General features: G+C 72.9%; 19 protein-coding genes and 1 pseudogene. 13 read left to right on the forward strand and 7 right to left on the reverse strand.

The window, feature by feature from the left end; all coding sequences use genetic code 11:
• Positions 1-405: 405 nt before the first annotated feature.
• Both ACFYYN_RS28320 and ACFYYN_RS28325 read right to left on the reverse strand, forming a co-directional pair.
• Positions 406-648, reverse strand: a complete 243-nt coding sequence (locus ACFYYN_RS28320) for a hypothetical protein (protein WP_500548014.1) — start codon at positions 646-648, stop codon at positions 406-408.
• A 177-nt stretch (positions 649-825) separates the two neighbouring features.
• Positions 826-1,596, reverse strand: a complete 771-nt coding sequence (locus ACFYYN_RS28325) for a DUF8842 C-terminal domain-containing protein (protein WP_500548015.1) — start codon at positions 1,594-1,596, stop codon at positions 826-828.
• A 537-nt stretch (positions 1,597-2,133) separates the two neighbouring features.
• On the opposite strand from ACFYYN_RS28325, the pseudogene ACFYYN_RS28330 reads away from it, so the two are divergent.
• From ACFYYN_RS28330 to ACFYYN_RS28340, 3 genes and pseudogenes are all read left to right on the forward strand, one after another.
• Positions 2,134-2,758, forward strand: a pseudogene (locus ACFYYN_RS28330) (LysM peptidoglycan-binding domain-containing protein).
• 114 nt (positions 2,759-2,872) lie between these two features.
• Positions 2,873-3,370 carry a transglycosylase family protein gene (locus ACFYYN_RS28335; RefSeq protein WP_500328533.1) on the forward strand — a complete coding sequence of 166 codons (498 nt, stop codon included), beginning with the start codon at positions 2,873-2,875 and terminating at the stop codon, positions 3,368-3,370.
• A gap of 503 nt (positions 3,371-3,873) precedes the next feature.
• Positions 3,874-5,196 carry a glycosyltransferase family 4 protein gene (locus tag ACFYYN_RS28340; RefSeq protein WP_500548016.1) on the forward strand — a complete coding sequence of 441 codons (1,323 nt, stop codon included), beginning with the start codon at positions 3,874-3,876 and terminating at the stop codon, positions 5,194-5,196.
• Between the two features lie 47 nt (positions 5,197-5,243).
• On the opposite strand, the gene ctaD is transcribed toward ACFYYN_RS28340, so the two are convergent.
• Positions 5,244-6,950 (reverse strand): aa3-type cytochrome oxidase subunit I, encoded by a 1,707-nt coding sequence (gene ctaD, locus ACFYYN_RS28345; protein WP_500548017.1) that lies wholly within the window; start codon positions 6,948-6,950, stop codon positions 5,244-5,246.
• Between the two features lie 203 nt (positions 6,951-7,153).
• Here ctaD and ACFYYN_RS28350 point away from each other — a divergent pair, with 203 nt between their 5' ends.
• The 3 genes from ACFYYN_RS28350 to ACFYYN_RS28360 all read left to right on the forward strand — a co-directional run bounded on the left by ACFYYN_RS28350 (position 7,154) and on the right by ACFYYN_RS28360 (position 8,891).
• Positions 7,154-8,062 (forward strand): bifunctional DNA primase/polymerase, encoded by a 909-nt coding sequence (locus ACFYYN_RS28350; protein WP_500548018.1) that lies wholly within the window; start codon positions 7,154-7,156, stop codon positions 8,060-8,062.
• A 4-nt stretch (positions 8,063-8,066) separates the two neighbouring features.
• Positions 8,067-8,456, forward strand: coding sequence for a DUF779 domain-containing protein (locus ACFYYN_RS28355; protein WP_499511059.1), 390 nt, complete (start codon positions 8,067-8,069; stop codon positions 8,454-8,456).
• A 219-nt stretch (positions 8,457-8,675) separates the two neighbouring features.
• Entirely contained in the window at positions 8,676-8,891 is a 216-nt protein-coding gene (locus ACFYYN_RS28360) for an I78 family peptidase inhibitor (protein ID WP_499511058.1), read from the forward strand.
• 120 nt (positions 8,892-9,011) lie between these two features.
• On the opposite strand, the gene ACFYYN_RS28365 is transcribed toward ACFYYN_RS28360, so the two are convergent.
• A complete protein-coding gene (locus ACFYYN_RS28365) occupies positions 9,012-10,016 on the reverse strand; it encodes a phosphatase PAP2 family protein (RefSeq protein WP_500328524.1) in 1,005 nt (334 codons plus the stop codon).
• A 678-nt stretch (positions 10,017-10,694) separates the two neighbouring features.
• On the opposite strand from ACFYYN_RS28365, the gene ACFYYN_RS28370 reads away from it, so the two are divergent.
• Together ACFYYN_RS28370 and ACFYYN_RS28375 are read left to right on the forward strand one after the other, a co-directional pair.
• On the forward strand, positions 10,695-12,326 hold the full coding sequence (locus tag ACFYYN_RS28370; RefSeq protein ID WP_500548019.1) for an MFS transporter: 1,632 nt from the start codon (positions 10,695-10,697) through the stop codon (positions 12,324-12,326).
• Between the two features lie 82 nt (positions 12,327-12,408).
• On the forward strand, positions 12,409-13,593 hold the full coding sequence (locus tag ACFYYN_RS28375) for an acyl-CoA dehydrogenase family protein (RefSeq protein WP_500328520.1): 1,185 nt from the start codon (positions 12,409-12,411) through the stop codon (positions 13,591-13,593).
• A 243-nt stretch (positions 13,594-13,836) separates the two neighbouring features.
• Here ACFYYN_RS28375 and ACFYYN_RS28380 read toward each other — a convergent pair whose 3' ends face one another.
• Complete coding sequence (locus ACFYYN_RS28380) at positions 13,837-14,286, reverse strand: cell division protein SepF (protein WP_499511054.1); 450 nt, start codon at positions 14,284-14,286, stop codon at positions 13,837-13,839.
• Between the two features lie 292 nt (positions 14,287-14,578).
• On the opposite strand from ACFYYN_RS28380, the gene ACFYYN_RS28385 reads away from it, so the two are divergent.
• The 3 genes from ACFYYN_RS28385 (at position 14,579) to ACFYYN_RS28395 (ending at position 18,222) form a co-directional block, all read left to right on the forward strand.
• A complete protein-coding gene (locus tag ACFYYN_RS28385; protein ID WP_500548020.1) occupies positions 14,579-15,721 on the forward strand; it encodes a DUF5685 family protein in 1,143 nt (380 codons plus the stop codon).
• A 390-nt stretch (positions 15,722-16,111) separates the two neighbouring features.
• Entirely contained in the window at positions 16,112-17,173 is a 1,062-nt protein-coding gene (locus ACFYYN_RS28390) for a S1 family peptidase (RefSeq protein ID WP_500548021.1), read from the forward strand.
• Positions 17,174-17,322: 149 nt separating this feature from the next.
• A complete protein-coding gene (locus ACFYYN_RS28395; protein WP_500548022.1) occupies positions 17,323-18,222 on the forward strand; it encodes a S1 family peptidase in 900 nt (299 codons plus the stop codon).
• A gap of 34 nt (positions 18,223-18,256) precedes the next feature.
• Here ACFYYN_RS28395 and ACFYYN_RS28400 read toward each other — a convergent pair whose 3' ends face one another.
• Complete coding sequence (locus ACFYYN_RS28400; protein ID WP_500548023.1) at positions 18,257-19,378, reverse strand: winged helix DNA-binding domain-containing protein; 1,122 nt, start codon at positions 19,376-19,378, stop codon at positions 18,257-18,259.
• A 62-nt stretch (positions 19,379-19,440) separates the two neighbouring features.
• Here ACFYYN_RS28400 and ACFYYN_RS28405 point away from each other — a divergent pair, with 62 nt between their 5' ends.
• Complete coding sequence (locus ACFYYN_RS28405) at positions 19,441-20,397, forward strand: helix-turn-helix transcriptional regulator (protein ID WP_500328509.1); 957 nt, start codon at positions 19,441-19,443, stop codon at positions 20,395-20,397.
• Positions 20,398-20,498: 101 nt separating this feature from the next.
• A complete protein-coding gene (locus ACFYYN_RS28410; RefSeq protein ID WP_500548024.1) occupies positions 20,499-21,500 on the forward strand; it encodes a slipin family protein in 1,002 nt (333 codons plus the stop codon).
• On the opposite strand, the gene ACFYYN_RS28415 is transcribed toward ACFYYN_RS28410, so the two are convergent.
• A complete protein-coding gene (locus ACFYYN_RS28415) occupies positions 21,493-22,335 on the reverse strand; it encodes a GNAT family N-acetyltransferase (protein ID WP_500548025.1) in 843 nt (280 codons plus the stop codon). The genes ACFYYN_RS28410 and ACFYYN_RS28415 overlap by 8 nt on opposite strands.
• Between the last annotated feature and the right edge of the window lie 9 nt (positions 22,336-22,344).

Below are 22,344 nucleotides of genomic sequence, written 5' to 3' on the forward strand. Positions count from 1 at the left end.
GCGGTCGCAAGAAGTAGCCCCTGTGGGGGTGGGCGTGGTGCCGCCTGTCTGGTCGTTCCTGTGGGGGTGATCGGGCGGGCGGTTCTTCGTGGGGGTCCGGGGGGGTCGCTCCCCGGGATGTCGCAGTATCGAGCGGCGGCTGCGTGAGGAGTTCGGGTTCGTGGGGACGCCGATCCAGGTGTCGGTGCGGGTGCGGGAGAAGCGCGGTCGCAAGAAGTAGCCCCTGTGGGGGTGGGCGTGGTGCCGCCTGTCTGGTCGTTCCTGTGGGGGTGATCGGGCGGGCGGTTCTTCGTGGGGGTCTGCAGCCGCAAGAAGTAGCCCTGCCGGGGCCGGACATGGTGCCGCCCGCCGGGTCGCCTCCCCAGGGGGGGGCGATCGGGCGGGCGGTTCGCCGTGCGGGGTGGGTCAGAGGCCGCCGTGCATGCGGTTCTCCGCGAGGCCCGGGGGGAGGGCCGGAAGGTCGCCGCGGTGGCGGCCGGAGCGGTAGGGGGAGCCGGCGCCACCGCGGTCGGCGAAGCCGTTGAACTGCAGGTCCTCCTCGCCGGTGCGGTCGCCGGGGAGGGTGCGGAAGAGCCTGCGGTACTCGGAGTAGAGCGCGTCGTAGATCGGCGTGCCCTCGCTCACGGACGCCTCCTGCGCGGTGCGCATGGGGGGGATGGGGCTGCGGAACTGGGCTCGTGAGGAAGCGTCAAAGGTGTGCACGTCGTGGCAACGAGCGGCTCATCTGCGGGGATGCGGGTCGTACGGATGAATCACGCATATGCACTGCCATAGGCCAAAGGCGCGTACGGGCAGCCGTACGCGCCTTTGGCGGAGCCGGGGGGATCAGGTGCCGGAGAGCGGCATCGTCGCCGCGACGAGGAGTCCGCGCCCGCAGGCGCGTTCCAGGGCGTCGCGCAGCAGGTCCTCGCGGGGCTGCTGGCCGATGGTGCCGTGCGGGGCGGCGTACACGTACACCTCGTTGGACCGGTTGACCGCCTGGCGCCAGCCCTCGCTCACCGCGAGCGGCTGGTGCGCCTGCCACCACGCGCCGGCGGAGCCGGGTTGCAGGATGGCGTGCAGCTGCCCCATGGCCAGGAGCACGGACCAGCCGGGCAGCGGGGAGGGCGGTGTGGACAGGTCGTTCACGGGGAGGAAGCCCTGCTCGATGAGGATCGGCAGGAAGTCGTCACCGGGGCCGCTGTCGCCGGGGCGGGCGATCGGGCCGGTGGGCTCGATGACCAGGGCCGGGCACACCTCCTCCTTGATGAGGACGAGGCCGCAGGTGATGCCGAGCACCGCCTGGCGCGGAGCGGCCGCCGCCGCGGCGCCGGACGGCTCCTCACCGGCGATGCTCTGCACCGCTCCCTGCAGTTGCTCCTCCGAGACGGGCACGACCTGGGAGGGGATGCAGGTCGCGTGGGCGAAGGCGAGCACGGCGGTCTCCTCGCCGACGAAGAGCACCGTGCTGGTGCGCTCCGTGGCGGTGTCCCCCGGGGTACGGCAGGAGGTGCAGTCGTACGTGCCGGGCGCGCTGTCGCCCGCCAGCAGGCGTGCCGCCTCCTCATCGCCGATCTCGGCTCGTACCTCGTCGCTGACGTCGAGCATGGGCGGCACTGAAGCCTCCTTGAAATGTACGGCTACGGGCTCCTTTGCCGGGCCTCGCCCGGCACATAGTGACAACGGCCGATCTGTGGCGGGAGTCACGGCCTTCTTGGCGCGTGCTCGTGCGTCCGCGTGCGGAGGGTGAGCGGCGGTGCGGAGCCGGTCACTCCAAGTCCCACCTTTCACCCCGGGAAGCCTCCGTGCCTATGAGTCGGGTCACACGGCGCATATGCGCTGTGCGGATATGCCGCAAAAAACACCATCAATCCGGTGTCCTCAATAGGTCGTTACTACCAGTAACCCTCAAGTGGCCTGCGACGTAAGGGGTTTGTTTGGCGACGGAACGCGACCCTGCCTAGATTTGCCCGCCGTGTGCAGAGAGCACCACCCGGGAGGGCTCGCACGGAGGGTGACCGTGGATCCGAAATCCATCGGTCGGCGAGCGAAGGGGACGGGGGCCGCGCCGGATGCGTGGGGACCCCGTCCGTCGGGTGCCGTACCGGAGGTACGGCGCCATGGGGGAACCCCGGGTCCGTGGAGAGGGATTCCATGGCCGTATCAGCCAAGTACCGTCAGTCCGCAGTCGTAGCCGGCGTCACCGTGCTGACCCCGCTGGCCCTCATGGCCGTCGCGGGGCCCGCGAAGGCCGCCGACGGCGGGGTCTGGGACCGCATCGCGAGCTGCGAGAGCGGCGGGAACTGGCACATCAACACCGGCAACGGGTACTACGGAGGACTCCAGTTCTCGGCCGACCTGGCGCGCCTACGGCGGCACCGCGTACGCGGCGACCGCCGACCGGGCGAGCCGTGAGCAGCAGATCGCCGTCGCCGCCAAGGTGCAGCGGGCGCAGGGCTGGGGCGCCTGGCCCACCTGCTCCGCCCGCGCCGGCGCCTACGGGAGCGCACCCGCCCGCGGGACCGCCCCGGCCGCGCCGAAGGCGAAGCGGCACACCGCCCCGGCGCCCGCGCAGCAGTCGCGCGGCAGCGGCGGTCACGCCGACCGCGGCCAGAGCCGGGCGAAGGGGCACGGCAACTACAGCGTCCGCGGCGGCGACACCCTGAGCGGCATCGCGGCCGCCCACGGGACGACCTGGAAGAAGCTGTACGCCGTCAACCGGTCCGTGATCGGCACCGACCCCAACCTGATCTACCCGGGACAGCGGCTGTCGGTCTGACCTCCCGCGCACTCCCGGCCCACCCGGCGGGGCGTGCTCCGACCGGGTGGGCCGGGGGGCGCGCACGGCGCGGCGGGCGACGGCGCCCGCCGCACCGTGCCTAGCCTGGCCCGCATGTCCCGTCCCCGCCGTCTCGCGGTGACCGCTTTCGCTCTGCTCGCCACGTGGGCGGCCCTGGCTCCCGGAGCGCGGGCCGACGGGCACGCCCCCGTCTGGCTGGAACTGGCGACCTGCGAGAGCAGCAACCGCTGGAAGACCAACACCGGCAACGGCTTCTACGGTGGGCTGCAGATCTTCCAGCCCACCTGGGTCGAGCACGGCGGTCTCGACCTGGCCGCCAGGCCCGACCGCGCGACCCCCGACCAGCAGATGACCGTCGCCGAGGAGATCCTCCGCGACCAGGGCTGGGAGGCCTGGCCGACCTGCGCGCAGCGCCTGCGGCTGGCCGGCCGGGCGCACGCGGTCCAGCCCGGCGAGACCCTGGAGGGAGTCGCCCGGCGCTTCAACGTCAGCGGCGGCGCGGCCGAGCTGTACCGGCTCAACCAGGACGTCATCGGCTCCGACCCGACCCGGCAGCTCACGCCCGGGACACTGCTGCGCCTGCCGCGCTGAGCCCGCTGGACCCTGGCCGGGTGCGGCGGGTCCTGGCGGGTCCTGGTCATGACGTGCCTGAATTCGTGTCATCTTATGGCCATGTCAACCGATTAGTGGAAATACGTCGTGTGCGGCAATACCCTGAACGGTCCGTCCGCCCAAAGCCGCGATGTGTGCGGCCCGCCGCTCCCGCCGCGCTCTCAGGTGCTCGCCGAACCGTCCGTCACCTCTCGGGCCCGCCCGTCCGTAGCCCGGTGGAGTGACGCGGCGAGCGGCCGCCGGGGCGGCTGGGTGACGGAGGGGGGCGGCATCGAGCGCAATTGCTTCGACGTGCCGCAGCTGGGCCACCGTGCCTGACGGGCGCGATCCGGAAGGATACCGACCGGTCACGGGGACATCACAGTGCGTATACGGCGAGGGGCAGGGAAGGTGAAGGAACGCAACCTAAGGGCCGGGGCGATCGTCTTGCCTGCACGAAGTGCGGGCGGGAGTCCGCGGGGAGCGGGAGAGCACGGGGACGCATGCGCATTTCCATACTGATTCACAACGCCTACGGGGTCGGTGGCACCATCCGCACGACCTACAACCTGGCCGGCGCCCTGGCCGAGCGCCACGAGGTCGAGATCGTCTCCGTGTACCGCCACCGCGACGAACCTTCCTTCGCCCTCGACCCGCAGGTCCGGCTGCGGCACCTGGTGGACCTGCGCAGGAGCAGCGACACGTGCGACCTCGACGACCCGCTGTACCACCGGCCGGCGAAGGTCTTCCCCTCCGGTGAGAACCGCTACGAGCAGTACAGCGCCCTCACCGACCAGCGGATCGCCGCCCACCTCGCGGCGCTCGACGCCGACGTCGTCATCGGCACCCGCCCCGGGCTGAACGTCCACATCGCCCTGCAGGCGCCGCGTCACGTGGTCCGGATCGCACAGGAGCACCTGACGCTCGACACCCACTCGCTGGCGCTGGTCCTCAGGCTGCGCCGGCTCTACCCCCGGCTGGACGCGGTCACCACCACGACCGAGGCCGACGCCGTCTGCTACCGCCGCAGACTGTGGCTGCCCGGCGTACGGGTGCTCGCCCTGCCGAACAGCGTCCCCGACCCGGGTGTCGTGCCCAGCGCCCTGGACGCCAAGTACGTGGTCGCGGCGGGCCGGCTGGCCCCCGTGAAGCGTTACGGCGACCTCATCAGGGCCTTCGCCAAGGTCTCGGTCGAACACCCGGACTGGGGCCTGCGGTTATACGGCACCGGTGGGCAGAAGGAGAAGCTGGAACAGCTCATCGAGCGCCTGGAACTCGGCGACCGGGTGACGATGATGGGGACGGTGACGCCGATCGAGCCGGAGATGGCCAAGGGCTCCATGCTGGCGGTCTCCTCCAGCATGGAGTCGTTCGGCATGACGATCGTCGAGGCGATGCGCGTGGGGCTGCCGGTGGTCAGCACCGACTGCCCGCTCGGTCCCGGCGAGATCATCAGCGACGGGGTCGACGGCCTGCTGGTGCCCCCGCGTGACGTCGACGCCCTTGCCGCCGCGATGCTCCGGCTGATCAACGACGACGAGCTGCGCCGCCGCATGGGCCGGGCGGCCCTGGACAAGGGCGCCAGCTACGACCCCGCGGAGATCGCCAGGAGCTGCGAACGCCTGCTGGAGGAGCTGCTGGCCCGCCGGACGGGCCCCTCGGGGCGGCTGCGCGCGGCCTGGCGCCACGTCGGCGGCCTGGGGATGGGCGTGCTGTATGCGTGCAAGGACCTCGCCCGTGCGGCGAAGCGGCGGGCCCGCAGGCTGCGCAAGAAGCTGCGGGCCGCGGCGCGCAGGCGGCTCGGCGGGCGGACGCGGAGGGGCTGAACCCCGGGCGGGTGACGGCGCTGCCGGTGCCGCGACCGGCCGCGCCGTCACTCCTGGCCGCCGGCACCGGGCTCGACGGCGTCGCGGCGGCCGGTGGAGCGTGCCTGGTCGAGGGCGGCGACCTCCGGGTGGTGCAGGTCGAAGGCGGGGGACTCGGAACGGATCTGCGGCAGCGTCGAGAAGTTGTGCCGTGGTGGCGGGCAGGAGGTCGCCCATTCCAGCGAACGGCCGAAGCCCCAGGGGTCGTCGACCTCCACGCGCCGGCCGTACTTGGCGGTCCGCCACACGTTGTAGAGGAACGGCAGGGTGGACAGGCCCAGCAGGAACGCCCCGATCGTCGAGATCGTGTTGAGCACGGTGAAGCCGTCCGCCGCCAGGTAGTCGGCGTACCGCCGGGGCATGCCCTCCACGCCCAGCCAGTGCTGGACGAGGAAGGTGGTGTGGAAGCCGACGAACAGCGTCCAGAACTGGATCCTCCCCAGCCGCTCGTCGAGCATCTTCCCGGTGAACTTCGGCCACCAGAAGAAGAAGCCGGCGAACATCGCGAAGACCACCGTCCCGAAGACCACGTAGTGGAAGTGGGCCACGACGAAGTACGAGTCGCTGACCTGGAAGTCCAGCGGGGGCGAGGCGAGGATGACCCCGGTGAGGCCGCCGAACAGGAAACTCACCAGGAAGCCGACGGCCCACAGCATCGGTGTCTCGAAGGACAGCGAGCCGTGCAGCATCGTGCCGATCCAGTTGAAGAACTTCACCCCGGTCGGCACGGCGATCAGGAACGACAGCAGCGAGAAGAACGGCAGCAGCACGGCGCCGGTGACGAACATGTGGTGCGCCCACACCACCATCGACAGCCCGGTGATGGCCGTCGTCGCGCCCACCAGCGTCGCGTAGCCGAACACCGGCTTGCGCGAGAACACCGGGATGACCTCGGTGATGATGCCGAAGAACGGCAGCGCGATGATGTACACCTCCGGGTGGCCGAAGAACCAGAACAGGTGCTGCCACAGCAGCGCCCCGCCGTTGCCCGGCTCGAAGACCAGCGAGCCGAAGCGCCGGTCCGCCTCCAGCACCAGCAGCGTCGCCGCCAGCACGGGGAAGGCCATCAGCACCAGCACGGAGGTGAAGAGCACGTTCCAGGTGAAGATCGGCATCCGGAACATGGTCATGCCCGGCGCGCGCATCCCCACGATCGTCGCGACGAAGTTGACCGCGCCCAGGATGGTGCCGAAGCCCGACAGCGCCAGCCCCATGATCCACATGTCGGCGCCGATCCCGGGCGAGCGGGTGAGGCTGTTCAGCGGCGCGTAGGCGAACCAGCCGAAGGAGGCGCTCCCGGTGGGCGTCAGGAAGCTCCCGAGCACGATCAGGCCGCCGAAGAGGAACAGCCAGTACGACAGCATGTTCAGCCGGGGGAAGGCGACGTCGGGCGAGCCGATCTGCAGCGGCATGATCTCGTTGGCGAAGCCCGCGAAGGTCGGGGTGGCGAAGAGCAGCAGCATGACCGTGCCGTGGATCGTGAACAGCTGGTTGTAGCCGTCGTTCGACATCAGCTGCAGGCCGGGGCGGGCGAGCTCGGCGCGCATCAGCAGCGCCATGAGTCCCGCGGCGAGGAAGAAGCCGAACGACGTGATCAGGTAGAGGTGCCCGATCTTCTTGTGGTCGGTGGTGGTCAGCCAGTCCACCATCAGCCGTCCCGGCCGCCGGGGCGCCGCCGCCCGGTCGGTCGCGGTCTGCGTTGCGTTCGTCCCCATCGGCGCGTTCCCTCGCGGTAGGAGATCCTGCCGGCACTCGGTCTTCCGTACTCGCATCTTCCGTACAGTCTCGGGCAGACGACCCGTCATGTGACGGACCGGGACGGACGGCCGTGCCGCGCGCCGTCGGTGCGCCATTGAGTGGAGGGTCGAACGAAAGTACGATAAAGGGGCCATGCCGTAGCGCACCGAGGGGGCACCCCGTGACGCATCCGGACCACGACCGCGCGCTGCAGTGCGCGCTCGCCGCCGCGCGGCGCGGCTTCCCCGTCATCCCGCTGTCGCGGACCAAGCTCCCCGCGGTCCGTTCGCCGCACCGGGGGGAGACCGGGCGCGGGATGTGCCGCGGCCAGTGCGGACGGCTCGGCCACGGCGTGCACGACGCCGCCACCGAGCCCGCCCGGATAACCGAGATGTTCGCGGCGGCCCCCTGGGCCAGCGGGTACGGGATCGCGTGCGGACGCTCACCGCACTACCTGATCGGCCTCGACCTGGACCGCAAGGACGGCGTCGACGGCGTGACCGACCTGGTGGACCTGGCCGCCCGGTGGGGCTTCGCCGTGCCGTGGACGCGCACGGTCATCACCCCGAGCGGCGGCCGGCACCTGTGGCTGCGCGGCCCGGCCGAGGCGATCGTGCCCAACTCCGTGCGCCGGCTCGGCAACGGGATCGACGTGCGCGGCAGCGGCGGCTACCTCGTGGGACCCGGCTCGGTGACCACCGCCGGGCTCTACCGCTGGGACCCGCCGACGGCCTCGATGCCGCCGGCCGCCGTGCCCAAGCGGCTGCTGCGGCTGCTGCTGACGACCCCCCAGCGCCGTGCCGCGCGTGCCGCGGCGGGCGCGACGGCGGGTGCCGGGTCGGGCGGGGGCACGGCCGAGCCGCTGATCCGCTTCGTGCTGGGCTCGTCGGTGGGGGAGCGCAACGAGCGGCTGTTCTGGGCCGCCTGCCGCGCGTTCGAGAACGGCCACGGCGACCGGGTCGCCGCGGAGATGGTCGGGGCGGCCGTCAGCACCGGCCTGTCGGAGCGCGAGGCGGAGTCGACGGTGGGTTCCGCCCGCCGGCATGTCCTGCGGGGGTCTGGCGGGCGGCGCTCGGCGGGAGCACTCTGACCCCATGACCTCTATCGCACCGAGGGCCGGCCGGGTCGCCGTCACCGAGGAGGCCGCGGGGCTGCTGCGGCGTCTCGCCGACCAGCACGGCCCGTTGATGTTCCACCAGTCCGGCGGCTGCTGCGACGGCAGCTCGCCCATGTGCTATCCGCGGGGGGAGTTCCTCACCGGGGACTCCGACGTGCACCTCGGCGACCTCGACGTCCTGGGCATCGACCCGGTGGCGGTGTGGATGTCGCGCGACCAGTTCGCCTACTGGAGCCACACGCATCTGACGATCGACGTGGTGCCGGGGCGCGGCAGCGGCTTCTCGCTGGAGGCGCCGACGGGCAACCGGTTCCTCATTCGGTCCCGGTTGCTGACGGATGAAGAGCTGTCGACGCTGGGGATGTGATGTGAGGGAAGTGTGTGGACCGTTTCCCGGAATTCCGTGGCGGCCGGCCCGGACGCTTTTCGGCGGCCGGGTCCGCGAATTCGGCGGGTGATTGGAAAAGTCGCCCCCAAAGAGTGAACGGTGCACGCCAAACGCTGCCCTGGATTCTGTGACAGAAGTGTGACGATCAAGTCGGCCGCCGCCTTCCGTCACGGCTCGTGTGCGCCTACGGTTGCTCTCATGGCAACCGATCCGAGTGCCGCACGGCAACCGCAGGACGAACCGGACACCTACGTCGGCCTCGGCGCCGACGAGGCCGAGCGCCGGGCCACCGAGCGTGGCTGGAGCATGGTGCGTGCCCTGCCGCCGGGCGCCGTCATCACCATGGAGTACCGGGTGGGCCGGCTCAACTTCACCGTCGAGGGCGGCCGGGTGACCCGCTGCTGGAGCGGCTGAAGGCCCCTCTTCCCGCGTCCCCGCACGACGAAGGCCCCGGCCGCCCCTCTTCGGGGGCGGCCGGGGCCTTCGTACGGGCGCGGGCGGGGCGGGAGGTGTGCGTACCTGCCCCGCGGGCCGTCAGCCGGTGGCGCCGCGGCCGCGGGCCACGCCGGCCTGGCCGACCGGTGCCGGGCGGCCGGGCCGGTCCGCGGGCGGGCGGCGGCTGCCGGCCGGGGTGACCGGGGTGCGTTCGTGGCGGGTGGTGTGCGGACGTGCCGGGTGGTGCGGTACGCCGGACGCGGGTGTCGTCGCGCGGCCGCTGAGAACGACGGGCTCGAGTACGCCGTCCGGGTTGTCGGAGAGCTGCACGGAGGCCGGCGCCGTGTTCGCGGCCGGAGCCGTGGCGGGCGCCGTGCGGGTGCCGCGACGGCGCGCCCAGGCGGCCGTGATCCGCTGCTCGGCCGAGGCCATCAGCGGCTCGAACCAGGGCAGTGCCAGCAGGATCAGCAGGCCGGCCGCCCAGCCGAGCAGGACGTCGCTGACCCAGTGGGTGCCGAGGTAGATGGTGGTCATGCCGACGCCCAGCGCCAGCAGCGCCGCGATCACGGAGGTGACCCGGCGGACCCACGGGGTGGTGGCCAGATAGGCCAGGACCCCCCAGGTCACCACGGCGTTCGCGGTGTGACCGGAGGGAAATATATCGCCGCCGGCGAAGAGCTCGGCCGATCCGGCGCTGGTCGCGTAGTGCGGGCCGAGCCTGCCGAGGCCGTACTTCACCGAACCCACGGTGACGTTCAGCAGGAGCAGCGACGTGCCCAGCACCAGCAGTGGGTGCAGGGTGCGGTGGCGCCAGGCGCGCCAGCCCAGCCAGGAGGCGACGATCACGGCCGTCGGGCCGCGCTGGCCCAGGACCACGAAGTAGTCCAGGAACGCGTGGATCTGCGGCCACTGCTTGTAGGGCCGCCACATCATGACCTGCCAGTCCAGGGTCACGAGCTTGGACGTGGTCAGGACGGCTACGACGATGGCCACATAGGCCACGAGCGTCGATCCGAACAGCAGCACGCGTGTCCGGCTCATGCCCGGTGGCGCCTGGGCTGTCTCGGGCTCCTCCATGAGGCGAAGCTTGTCATCGGTACGCACTCAATCGACGTTACAGCGTGTGATGGCGGAGTTCGGCCGGAAGGCCGGGTTCGTAATGACGATGTGATGTGGACTGCGTCTCACTCCACCCATTGGCCGTAGTGCGGACGTGCACATTGAGCCGAATGCGGGAACTCCTTGATTTTATGTTTCGAAGTGCATGCGGAGGATCTTGGGAAATCGCGCGTTCGATTTCCGCATGCCCTGTTTATCTTTGATTACCCGTCACTTCTCCTGGAGTTCGCCTGCCATTCCGGTGGGGCGGTCGGGTTCCCTGCGCGCCGTCCGTCGCGGCCCCGGATCGCAGCCGTGACCTGGGAGATTCCCGATCGGCGGGCGCGTGAACGCGCGCGGCGGGCGTACGCGTTGAACCGCGCGCCCCGCGCTCGGGGTGCATACGACCGGAACGGGCGGGTACACGCCACCGAGTCGGCGGGCGGGGCGGTTCCGTCCCGGCGGGAGGCCCGGTGCCGCGCGGTACCGGAAATGTCCGGCAGGTCTCCGGCGGATGGCCGTCACGTGACGACGGCCACGTCGGAACGTGACCCGCGCCACCCACCATCGGCGCGGACTCGCGTAGTCTGACGACTTCACTCGCCCTCGTCGCTGGGTTCCCCCGGGACCGTCCCCCTCGTCCTGCCCAGGGACACCGCGAGCGCACCGCTGGGAGGTACGTACATGACAGGGACGTCCTCGGCCGGCATTCCCGGGCCGGCCGCCGTCCCACGGCACACTCGGCCGGTCAACCGCTGGACCGTGCTGATCGTCCTCTGCGTCAGCCTGCTGCTCGTCGCCCTCGACGCGACCGTGCTGCACGTCGCCGTTCCCGCGGTGAGCGAGGACCTGCGCCCCGGCGCGATAGAGCTGCTGTGGATCGTCGACGCCTATCCGCTCGTCGCCGCGTCCCTGCTCATCCTCTTCGGCACCCTCGGCGACCGCGTCGGAAGACGCCGGATCCTGCTGCTCGGCTGCACGATCTTCGCGGCGGCCTCGGCGGTGGCCGCCTTCGCGCCCGACCCGCGCGTCCTCATCGCGGCCCGGGCCCTGCTCGGCGTCGGCGGCGCGATGATCATGCCGGCCACGCTGTCGATCCTCCGGCAGGTCTTCCCCGACCGCCGTGAGCGGGCCGTGGCCATCGGCGTGTGGAGCGCCGTCGCGGCCGTCGGCGCCGCCGTCGGGCCGGTCCTCGGCGGTTTCCTCGTCGAGAACTTCTGGTGGGGCTCGGTCTTCCTGGTCAACATCCCCCTGATGGCCGTCATCCTTCCGGTGGCCCGCTGGCTGCTGCCGGAGTCCCGCGGCGAGCTGGACGGCCCCTGGGACGTGCTGGGCGCGGTCATGGCCGCGCTGGGCATCCTCGGCGCCATCCTCGGCGTCAAGAGGGTCGGCGGCGGCGCGGCCCCGTACGAGCCCTCCGCGCTCGTCCCGCTGCTCGTGGGCCTGACCCTGCTGGTGCTGTTCGTGCGCCGGCAGCGCAGGCGCGAGCACCCGCTCATCGACATACGCATGTTCGTCAGGCCCGCCTTCGGCACCTCCGTGGGCTGCATCGTGCTGGCGCTGCTCGCCCTCGTCGGCCTGGAACTGATCGCCGTCCAGTACCTGCAGCTGGTCCTCGGCCTGAGCCCCCTGCAGACGGGGCTGCGGCTGCTGCCGCTGACCCTCGCGGCCATGGGCGCCGGCCTCCTGGGCTCCCGGATGCTCGGCCGCTTCGGGCCGCGCGTCATGGTGAGCTCCGGTTTCGTCCTCACCGCCTGCGCGGTGCTCGTGCTGACCCTCATGGGCCAGCACGACCGGCCGGGCGTGCTGACCACGGGCTTCGTCCTGCTCGGCTTCGGGCTGGAGACCACGCTCTTCGGCGCGTACGAGTCCATGCTCAGCGACGCCCCCGCCGAGCAGGCGGGCGGCGCCGCCGCGATCGGCGAGACCTCCTACCAACTGGGCGCCGGCATCGGCATCGCGCTGCTGGGCAGCGTCATGAACGCCGCCTACGCCCCCGGCGTCGCCCGGGTCCCCGGAGTGCCGGCGGACGCCCGCGTCTCGGCCGGGAAGTCGCTCGGCGAGGCCTACGAGGTCTCCGACCACCTCGGCGGTACCGCCGGAGCCTCCCTGCGGCACGCCGCACGGCACGCCTTCGTCCACGGGATGCACATCACCCTGGTGGTCAGCGCCGGTCTGCTGCTGCTCGGCGCGGTCGCCGCGCTGCGGCTGCCCCGCCGCATGGAGTGCGGCACGGAGGCGTCCGAGCGGTCCGCCGCCCCCGGGATCCCGGCACCGCGCGAGCACGCCCTGGCCGGGGCCGACGTGTCGCGCTGAGCACACCGTCGGGGGCTTTACCCGCCCCCGCCACGGAAGTAGCTTCGTCCGCGAAGCGCAGTGATCACCGGAGAGGACGACGATGTCCGCTGGAAAGCCGCAGTTCGACCCGTACGACCCGCTCGGCATCGACGACCTGCTCGACGACGAGGACCGCGCCGTGCGGGACACCGTGCGCGGCTGGGCCGCCGACCGCGTGCTGCCGCACGTGGCGGACTGGTACGAGCGCGGCGAGCTGCCCGGGATCCGCGAGCTGGCCCGCGAGCTCGGCTCGATCGGCGCGCTGGGCATGTCGCTGACCGGCTACGGCTGCGCGGGCGCCACCGCCGTCCAGTACGGCCTCGCCTGCCTGGAGCTGGAGGCCGCCGACTCCGGCATCCGCTCGCTCGTCTCCGTGCAGGGTTCGCTGGCGATGTACGCCGTCCACCGGTACGGCTCCGAGGAGCACAAGCAGCGCTGGCTGCCCCGGATGGCCGCCGGCGAGGTCATCGGCTGCTTCGGGCTCACCGAGCCCGACCACGGCTCCGACCCGGCGGGCATGCGCACCCACGCCAAGCGGGACGGTTCCGACTGGGTCCTGAACGGCCGCAAGATGTGGATCACCAACGGCTCGGTCGCCGGCGTCGCCGTGGTGTGGGCCCGCACCGACGAGGGCATCCGCGGATTCGTCGTGCCCACCGACACCCCCGGGTTCTCCGCACCCGAGATCAAGCACAAGTGGTCGCTGCGCGCCTCCGTCACCAGCGAGCTGGTCATGGACGACGTGCGCCTGCCCGCCGACGCCGTGCTCCCCGAGGTCACCGGCCTGCGCGGCCCGCTCAGCTGCCTGAACCACGCGCGCTACGGCATCGTCTGGGGTGCCATGGGCGCCGCACGCAGCAGTTTCGAGGCCGCCCTGGAGTACTCCCGCACCCGTGAGCAGTTCGGCCGGCCCATCGGCGGCTTCCAGCTGACCCAGGCCAAGCTCGCCGACATGGCGCTCGAACTGCACAAGGGCGTCCTCCTCGCCCACCACCTCGGGCGGCGCATGGACGCGGGCACGCTCCGTCCCGAGCAGGTCAGCTTCGGCAAGCTCAACAACGTGCGCGAGGCGATCGAGATCTGCCGCAACTCCCGGACGATCCTGGGCGCGAACGGCATCTCCCTGGAGTACCCCGTCATGCGGCACGCCACCAACCTGGAGTCCGTGCTCACCTACGAGGGCACCGTCGAGATGCACCAGCTCGTGCTCGGCAAGGCGCTCACCGGCCTCGACGCCTTCCGGTAGGCGGGCGGGCGGGCGGGCGGCCGTGGGGGGGGGGGGGGGGGGGGGGGGGGGCCCCCCCCCGCCGCGGGGGGGGGGGGGGGGGGCGGGGGGGGGGGGGGGGGGCGGCCGCGGGGGGGGGGGGGGGGGGGGGGGGGCCCGCGCGGGGGCGCCCCCCCCCCCCCCCCGGGGGCGGTGGGGGGGGGGGGGGGGGGGGGGGGGGGGGGGGGGGGGGGGGGCGGGGGCGCCCCCCCCCCCCGCCACGGGTCAGTTCTGGTTGAAGAAGCCGTCGCCGCCGCGCTTGCTGTCGGCGTTGACGACCAGGTAGTCGGGCGGGGTCAGCAGGAACACCCGGTTGGCCACGCGGTCGATCGAACCGCGCAGGCCGAAGGTGAGGCCGGCCGCGAAGTCGACGACACGCTTGGCGTCGGCGGGGTCCATCGCCGTCAGGTTGACGATCACCGGGACGCCTTCCCGGAACAGTTCGCCGATGCCGCGGGCGTCCCGGAAGCCGTCCGGGGTGACCGTGGCGATCCGGCGGCCCTGTTCCTCCGCCGAATCGGAGGCCACGCGCACGCGGGGGTCGGTGACCCAGGAGTCGGGGGAGGACGTCTCGGCGCCGTCGCCGTAATCGGCGTAGTCCTCGTCGTAGTACTCCTCGGCGCTGTTGTCGTCGACGAGTCCCAGCCAGGCGCTCGCCCGTCGTACCGATCCCATGGACGCCTCCTCTCGCACGCGGTCAGTTTGCCGTCCGCACCCCTATGGTCGTCCATGATGCGGATGATGCGCCAAGCGGATACCCACCGTGGGGTGGATTCGTGACAGACCTGGTGCATAAATCGCACTAGTGGCCCCCAGGTACCCCGTGGAATATGGCTCCTGACGGATCATCGGAAAGGGTTCCGCTCGGTAGGGTGATGGCTCACCGCCGGACAGCCGAACGGGCGGCGTACAGAACGACCAGCCGATGACGTGTTCCATTGCTGCGAATGACGTACGGGGGATTGTGATGTTCGGAATCGTCAGACCATGCCGGCACCGTCTGCCGGAGAAGCTGGCCATAGCGTGGACGGCCCATCTGTGCGGGCTCTGCCTCGCCCTGAGGGACGACCACGGTCAACTGGCCAGGGTCGCCACGAATTACGACGGGCTCATCGTCTCGGTGCTGGTGGAGGCCCAGTCGGGGCGGACGGAGGACGGACGCCGTACCGCCGGGCCGTGCCCGCTGCGCGCGATGCGGACCGCGCCGGTGGCCAAGGGGGAGGGCGCGCGGCTGGCCGCGGCGGTCTCGCTGGTGCTGGCCTCGGCGAAGATGCGCGACCACATGGCGGACGGCGACGGTCTGCTGGCGCGCCGTCCGGTCGCCGCGGCGGCGCGCACGGTCGCCCGGCGCTGGGACCGGGCGGGGGCCGTGACCGGTTCCGGGCTCGGCTTCGACACCGCGGTGCTGGTGGACGCCGTGGGCCGGCAGACCGCCGTCGAGGCGGCCGCCGGGCCCGGTACCTCCCTGCTGACCGTCACCGAGCCCACCGAGACCGCCACCGCCGCCGCGTTCGGCCACACGGCGGTGCTGGCCGGACGCCCCGGCAACCGTGCCCCGCTGGAGGAGGCGGGCCGGCTCTTCGGCCGCCTCGCCCACCTGCTGGACGCGGTGGAGGACCTGGACGCCGACGCGGCGGCGGGCGCGTGGAACCCGCTGACCGCCACCGGGACGAGCGTGGACGAGGCACGGCGGCTGTGCGACGACGCGGTGCACGGGGTCCGGCTGGCCCTGCGTGACGTGGAGTTCACCGACGGCGCGCTCGCCCACGTCCTGCTCGCCCACGAACTGCGCCGTTCCGTGGACCGCGCGTTCGGGGCCTCGTGCGCCCACCACCCGGGCCCTGGCGGCCCCGGCGGGCCGGTGCAGTCGCCCTGGCTGACCCCCGGCCCCCCGCACCAGCCGGGCCCCCGCCGCGGGCTGCTCATGGGCTGCGCGGTGTTCGCGGGGCTCTGCTGCACGTGCCAGATCTGCTGCCGGGACCACTACGACGACCCCTGGACCGGCAAGCGGCGCGAAGGCTGGTGCTCCAACTGCGACTGCTCCGGCTGCGACTGCGGCTGCGGTGACGGCTGCTGCTGCGACTGCGACTGCTGCGGCTGCGACTGCTGACGGGGACACGCCGGCCCTCCCCGCGACGGCGGTGACCGGTGCGGGCGTTCGACGTGCCGGGCCCGGCGGGCGGGGTGCGGGCCGCGGCGCAGCCGCCCGTTCGCGCCAAACCGGGGGTGGTGCGCGGGGGTGGCCGGCGGGTGGCGGGGGCGGTGGGCCCACCAGGTGATACACCGTCACAGCGGTTGACCCGGGGGAGCCGCCGGGGCGTTTCGGGTACGTGACGCGGCCGAAACCCGCCCTTGTGCGCTTGTGCGTGACTCTGAATACTCCCGTGTGCGCAGCACTTGTCAGGGGCACGCCACCCCCACAGTACGGCGGCGCCCTCGCTGCGCCTCACCGGCCCGCGCTACGCGGGTCAACTTCCGTTCCCCCACAGGAGGAAAACGCGTGAGGATCAAGCGCACCACCCACACCCCCGTCCCGAGACGTGCACGGCTGATCGCCCTGGCGTCCGGTCTGCTGGCGGCCACCGCGCTCACCCTGCCCGCCGCCCAGGCCGCTCCCGCGCCCAAGGCCTCCCCCGAGGCCGCGGCCGCGCTCACCACGTCCCTCGGCACCGCCTCCACCGCCGGTTCGTACTACGACGCCAAGGCCAAGACCATGGTCGTCAACGTCACGAACGACAAGGCGGCCCAGGCCGTCAGCGCGGCCGGCGCGGTCCCGAAGTTCGTGGCGCACAGCACCGCCCAGCTGGAGAAGGCCGGGAAGGCCACCCTCGCCGCGGACATCGCGGGCACCTCGTGGGTCGTCGACCCGAAGTCCAACCGCCTGGAGGTCACCGCCGACAGCACGGTCACCGGAGCCGAACTCGCCACGCTGCAGAAGGCCACCGCCTCCTACGGCGACGCGGTCACCTTCCGCCGCACGGCCGGCACCTTCAAGCGGCTGATCGCCGGCGGCGACGCCATCTACGGCGGCGGTTACCGCTGCTCGCTCGGCTTCAACGTGCGCAGCGGCAGCACCAACTACTTCCTGACCGCCGGGCACTGCGGTGAGGTCGCGTCCACCTGGTACTCCAACTCCAGCCAGTCCACCGTGCTGGGCTCGAACGTCAGCTACAGCTTCCCGACCAACGACTACGCGCTGGTCCGGTACAGCAACACCTCCGTGACCAAGAGCGGCACGGCCGGCAACACCGACATCACCAGCGCCGGCAACGCCTTCGTGGGCCAGGCCGTCCTGCGTGACGGCTCCACCACCGGCATCCACAGCGGTTCGGTCACCGGCCTCAACGCCACCGTCAACTACGGCGGCGGCGACGTGGTCTACCAGATGATCCGCACCAACGTGTGCGCCGAAGGCGGCGACTCCGGTGGCGCGCTGTACACCTCCGGCGGCATCGCGCTGGGTCTGACCTCCGGTGGCAGCGGCAACTGCAGCGTCGGCGGGACGACCTTCTTCCAGCCTGTGACGGAGGCGCTCAGCGTCTACGGCGTCAGCGTCTTCTGACCCTCCGGGAGGTCCACGCCCTCCCCTTCCGTCACGGACGTGCCCGGCGGCCCCACGGCCGCCGGGCACGTCCCGTATGGCCCTCTTGTCCGCCGGTCCGATCGTCGCAATACTCCGCGAGGCACCGCATAACCTCGCAGGGGGAACATATGAGGAACAAGCGCACCACTCCGTGGGGCGGCCTCGTCCGAGGCGCAGCGCTGCGCGGAGCGGCGCTCCTCGGTCTGGTGGCCGCGACCGCGGTCGCCGTGCCGGACGCACGGGCCGCCACCGGCAGCGGGACCTCGGCCGCGCACCTGGCGGCGGCGGGCCTGGCGGCCGAGTCGGCGGACGTCGAGGGCAGTGCCTGGGCGGTCGACCCCAAGAGCGGCGCGCTGGTCATCGCCACCGACGGCACCGTCCCGCGCAGCGGGCTCACCGCGTTGAAACGGGCCGCCGGACGGTACGGCGGCACGGTCCGCTTCGAGCGCGTCGGCGGCTCCTTCGCACGGATGGCCGCCGGTGGCGACGCCGTCCATGGCGGCGGCTTCCGCTGCTCGGTCGGCTTCAACGTCCGCGCCGCGGGCACCTACTACTTCCTGACCGCCGGTCACTGCGGGCGCGCCGCCACGACCTGGTACAGCGATCCCGCCCGGACCAGGACGCTGGGCACCACCACCGGCTTCAGCTTCCCGTACGACGACTACGCCCTGGTCCGCTACACCGGTTCCGTCGCGTGGCCCGGCAAGGTCGGACGGCAGGACATCACGAAGGCCGCGCGGGCCCGCGTCGGGGAGGCGGTGAAGCGGGACGGCTCCACCACGGGCGTCCGCAGCGGCACGGTCACCGGGCTCGGCTACACCGTCAACTACGGCGGCGGCGACATCGTCCGCGGCCTGATCCGTACCGACCTCTGCGCCGAGCCCGGCGACTCCGGCGGCCCGTTGTACGACGGGACGAAGGCCCTCGGGCTGCTGTCCGGAGGCAGCGGTGACTGCACCGAGGGGGGCACCACCTTCTTCCAGCCGCTGCCCGCGGTCCTCACCGCGTACGGGGTCGGCGTGTACTGAGCCGTTCCCGGCCGCCCCCGGTACGCGCGCCCGGTCACCCCGCGAAGCGCACCTCCCGGGCGGCGGCCTCCGGCACCGCGAACGCCAGCAGCCGTGCGCCCTCGGCGGCGACCGCCTCCCGCGCCCCGGCGTCCAGCGGCGCGTACGGCTGGACGTGGAGCACGGCCGCGCCGCGGGTGGCCCGGATCCGCCACAGGCCGTGGACGAAGCCGTCGTGGAGGAAGAAGCCGCGGTTGCTGCCGCTGCCGGGGAGCGGCAGCTCGGCGTAGGGGTTGCGCAGCATGATCCGCGTCCGGTCGGCGTGCGACAGGGCGATGTTGTCGTACTGCGGGAGGAACCGGGGCGGCGCCTTCGTCCCGGGGTCGGGGAAGGGCGCGTCCGGCACGTCGTACAACGCGGTGCCCTTCTCGTCGCGGTAGACCCGCAGCCCCGGGCGGAGCCGGCCCATGACCGCGCGGAGCCCGGTCAGCCCCGACCATACGGCGACGTCCCCGGCCGACGCGGGGCCGAATGCGGCGAGGTAGCGCAGGACGGCCGCGTCCGGCGCGGAGCCGGCCGCGAAGTCGAAGTCCCGGCCGAGCCACCGGTCGGCCGGGGTCTGCAGGGCCGCGCCCGAGGTGCGCCACAGGCCGCGCGGCGGCGGCTGCACGGTCGGCACCCGGGCCGTGACGGCCAGGCTGAGCGGCAGCCGCTCGCGGTCCGGCCAGCGTTCCCGCAGGGCGTCCCCAAGCCTGCTCGGGGACAGCGGGCCGTCCTCGAGGAGCGCCCGGCCGGCCCCGGCCACCTCCGCCAGGTCCAGCCCCGCCAGCTGGCGCCGGAACTGCCCGCGCAGGCGCCGTTCGAGCACGTCCTGCACCACAGGGCGCAGTGCCATGCAGTCCCGTGCCGTCACCAGGTGTACCGTCCACCGCAGCAGTGACATCCGCACCGCCCGCCGGTCCGCGAGCATCCCGGACAGCTCCTCCGGCGCGAAGTCCTCGATCCGGGACCACAGGGCGACGTACGGGTCCTGCGGCTCCTGCGCCTGCAGTCCCACCAGGGCCTCGACCATCTCCTCGGCACCGGTGCGCACCCGCCCCAGCAGCGACTGCCGGGCCAGGAGGGAACGGTTGAGCGTCCGGCGGTCCAGGACGGTGCCTTCGGGGATGGTCTCCATGGGCGCCACGGTAGGGCGGAATGCGGTCAGGAACCGTCCGCGACGGCTGCCAGACTGGTGCCGTGCTGGAAACCTCCGCCCGACTGCTGCGCCTGTTGTCCCTGCTCCAGTCCCGGCGCGACTGGACCGGGCCCGAACTCGCCGGACGCCTCGAGGTCACCGCCCGGACGGTGCGCCGCGACGTGGAGCGCCTGCGGGCCCTGGGCTACCCCGTGCACGCCACCCCCGGCACCGCCGGGGGCTACCGGCTCGGCGCGGGCGCCGCGCTGCCCCCGCTGCTGCTCGACGACGAGGAGGCGATCGCGGTCGCGCTCTGCCTGCGCACCGGCGCCGGGGGCAGCGTCGAGGGCATCGAGGAGACCTCGCTGCGCGCCCTGGCCAAACTGGAACAGGTGCTGCCCTCCAGGCTGCGCCGCCGGGCGCAGGCCATGGAGGCCGTCGCGGTCGCCCGGCCCGCGACCGTGCCGGGCGCCGTCGCCCAGGACGTGCTGACCGCGATCGGTGCCGCGTGCCGCGACCACGAACGGCTGCGCTTCGACTACCGGGCGCACGGCGGCACCGCCAGCCGCCGCACGGTGGAGCCGCACGGCCTGGTCCACCACGGCCGCCGCTGGTACCTGCTCGCCTGGGACACCGACCGGCAGGACTGGCGCACCTTCCGCGTGGACCGGATGGACCCCAAGTCCCCGGCCGGCCCCCGCTTCACGCCCCGGCGGCCTCCGGCGGACGCCGCGTCGTACGTCGCCCGCGGCGTCACCTCGCGGGCCTACCGCCACCAGGCCGTCGTGGTCGTGCACGCCCCCGCCGAGGCCGTGGCCGAGTACGCCGGTTACGCGACCGTGGAGTCCACCGGACCGGACAGCTGCGTGCTGCGCACCGGTTCCGAGTCCCTCGACGCGCTCGCCGTCTACATCGGCATGCTCGGCGTCGACTTCGAGGTGCGGGAGCCCCCTGAGCTGGCCGAACGGCTGCGGGTCGTCGCGGACCGCCTCGCCCGGGCGGCGGGTGCGCCGCGGTAGGCCGGTACCGGGCCCGTAACCGGGGCATCCCGGCCCGTATCCGGCGGGTTACCCGCGAGGTACCGTGGAAGTACTGCGATTCCGGACCCCAGGGGGCCGTGATGGTCGTCGAGTTGATTGCCGCCGTGCTCTCGGCAGGAGCGTTGTACTTCGTGGCCGGGGCCCGTGTGGTGCAGCAGTTCGAGCGGGGCGTGGTGTTCCGGCTCGGCCGGGTCAGGGGCGGGGTGCGGAACCCGGGATTCACCATGATCGTCCCGATCGTCGACCGGATGCGGAAGGTGAACCTGCAGATCGTGACGATGCCGGTGCCCGCCCAGGAGGGCATCACGCGCGACAACGTCACGGTCAAGGTGGACGCGGTGGTCTACTTCAAGGTCGTCCACGCGGCCGACGCGATCATCAACGTCGAGGACTACCGCTTCGCCGTCTCGCAGATGGCGCAGACCTCGCTGCGCTCGATTATCGGCAAGAGCGACCTGGACGACCTGCTCTCCAACCGCGAGAAGCTCAACCAGGGGCTGGAGCTGATGATCGACAGCCCGGCCATCGGCTGGGGCGTGCAGATCGACCGCGTCGAGATCAAGGACGTCTCGCTGCCGGAGACGATGAAGCGCTCGATGGCCCGCCAGGCCGAGTCCGAGCGGGAGCGCCGGGCGCGGATCATCAACGCGGACGCCGAGTTCCAGGCCTCCAAGAAGCTCGCCGACGCCGCGGCGGTCATGAGCGACACCCCCGCCGCGCTCCAGCTCCGCCTGCTGCAGACGGTCGTCGCCGTCGCCGCGGAGAAGAACTCCACCCTGGTCCTGCCCTTCCCGGTGGAGCTGCTGCGCTTCCTCGAGCGCGCCCAGCCGGCGCCCTACCCGGCCGTCGGACAGCAGCCGGCCCCCGGACCCCCGGTGGCGGCCGCTCCTCCCCCCGGACCCCCGGTGGCGGCCGCACCTCCCCCCGGGCCCGCACCGCGGGCCGCCGCGGCCGAGGCGCCGGCCGCCGGTGCGCCGCTGGTGGAGCCCGCCGAGGAGCTCCCCGCCGACCTGCGCGAGGCCCTCTCGGCGGACCCGCTGCTGGACACCGTCCGGCCGCAGCGGCCCTCCGACGTCAGCTGAGCCCGCCCTCCGCCTGCGGCACGTCCGGCCGCCACACGTACGGAACGGTCACCGCCACCGGCAGCAGCCCCAGCCGGGCCAGGATCGGCGCGCTGTCCGGGGAGGCGTCGACCTGCACGAAGCGGTGCCCCGCCGCGACCGCCAGCCGGGCCCGGTGCGCCACCGTCGCCCGGTAGGCGCCCCGCCCCCGCCACTGCGGCAGGGTGGAGCCGCCCCACAGCGACACGAAGTCGGTGCCCTCGTGGAAACGGGCCCAGCCCGCGCAGACCACCGTGCCGTCGGCGGTCTCGGCGACGACCACCGCGCAGGGGTCGCCGGGCCCCGACACCTCGCTCTCCAGCATCCCCGGCAGCCAGTCGTGGGGCACGCCCCAGACCGTCTCCTCCATCTCCCGGATGCGCTCGAAGTCCGCCCGTGAGCCGACCTCCCGCAGCGCGAGGCCCTCCGGCAGCACCGGGGCGGCTGTCAGCGCCTGCGCCTCGCCGACCAGCACCGTCTCCGGTTCCTCCGGCACGAAGCCGGCCGCGACCAGCCGGTCCGGCAGTCCCACGGGCAGGTCGTGCGCGTGGTACTTCCACTCCACCGGCACGCCCAGCGCGGCGTAGTGGTCCCGCTGCCGGGCGATCAGGGCGTCCAGCCCGGGCCCGTCCAGCCCGCCGAGGTCGCGGTAGTCGAGGAACCCCGCCTCCCCGTGCCGGTAGGTCTTGCGCAGCAGCGGGCCGTCGCGTTCCACCGACTCGTACCGCGAGAGGTCGGCGGGCACACGGGCGCGCAACTGCCGGTCGTAGGCGGCGCGGTACTCCAGCGCCACGAGGGAGGGGTCGAAAGTGCTCATCGGGCGGAT

It is taken from the genome of Streptomyces sp. NPDC001902, assembly GCF_042891295.1.
In the GTDB taxonomy this organism is placed as follows: domain Bacteria; phylum Actinomycetota; class Actinomycetes; order Streptomycetales; family Streptomycetaceae; genus Actinacidiphila.

What these genes read in the sequence shown, in the direction of transcription:
- ACFYYN_RS28385 (WP_500548020.1), top strand. Translation starts at nt 14,579, where the DNA reads ATGTTCGGAATCGTCAGACCATGCCGGCACCGTCTGCCGGAGAAGCTG.
- ACFYYN_RS28335 (WP_500328533.1), top strand. Translation starts at nt 2,873, where the DNA reads ATGTCCCGTCCCCGCCGTCTCGCGGTGACCGCTTTCGCTCTGCTCGCC.
- ACFYYN_RS28355 (WP_499511059.1), top strand. Translation starts at nt 8,067, where the DNA reads ATGACCTCTATCGCACCGAGGGCCGGCCGGGTCGCCGTCACCGAGGAG.
- ACFYYN_RS28380 (WP_499511054.1), bottom strand. Translation starts at nt 14,286, where the DNA reads ATGGGATCGGTACGACGGGCGAGCGCCTGGCTGGGACTCGTCGACGAC.
- ACFYYN_RS28410 (WP_500548024.1), top strand. Translation starts at nt 20,499, where the DNA reads ATGGTCGTCGAGTTGATTGCCGCCGTGCTCTCGGCAGGAGCGTTGTAC.
- ACFYYN_RS28340 (WP_500548016.1), top strand. Translation starts at nt 3,874, where the DNA reads ATGCGCATTTCCATACTGATTCACAACGCCTACGGGGTCGGTGGCACC.
- ctaD (WP_500548017.1), bottom strand. Translation starts at nt 6,950, where the DNA reads ATGGGGACGAACGCAACGCAGACCGCGACCGACCGGGCGGCGGCGCCC.
- ACFYYN_RS28395 (WP_500548022.1), top strand. Translation starts at nt 17,323, where the DNA reads ATGAGGAACAAGCGCACCACTCCGTGGGGCGGCCTCGTCCGAGGCGCA.
- ACFYYN_RS28375 (WP_500328520.1), top strand. Translation starts at nt 12,409, where the DNA reads ATGTCCGCTGGAAAGCCGCAGTTCGACCCGTACGACCCGCTCGGCATC.
- ACFYYN_RS28360 (WP_499511058.1), top strand. Translation starts at nt 8,676, where the DNA reads ATGGCAACCGATCCGAGTGCCGCACGGCAACCGCAGGACGAACCGGAC.
- ACFYYN_RS28320 (WP_500548014.1), bottom strand. Translation starts at nt 648, where the DNA reads ATGCGCACCGCGCAGGAGGCGTCCGTGAGCGAGGGCACGCCGATCTAC.
- ACFYYN_RS28400 (WP_500548023.1), bottom strand. Translation starts at nt 19,378, where the DNA reads ATGGAGACCATCCCCGAAGGCACCGTCCTGGACCGCCGGACGCTCAAC.
- ACFYYN_RS28370 (WP_500548019.1), top strand. Translation starts at nt 10,695, where the DNA reads ATGACAGGGACGTCCTCGGCCGGCATTCCCGGGCCGGCCGCCGTCCCA.
- ACFYYN_RS28415 (WP_500548025.1), bottom strand. Translation starts at nt 22,335, where the DNA reads ATGAGCACTTTCGACCCCTCCCTCGTGGCGCTGGAGTACCGCGCCGCC.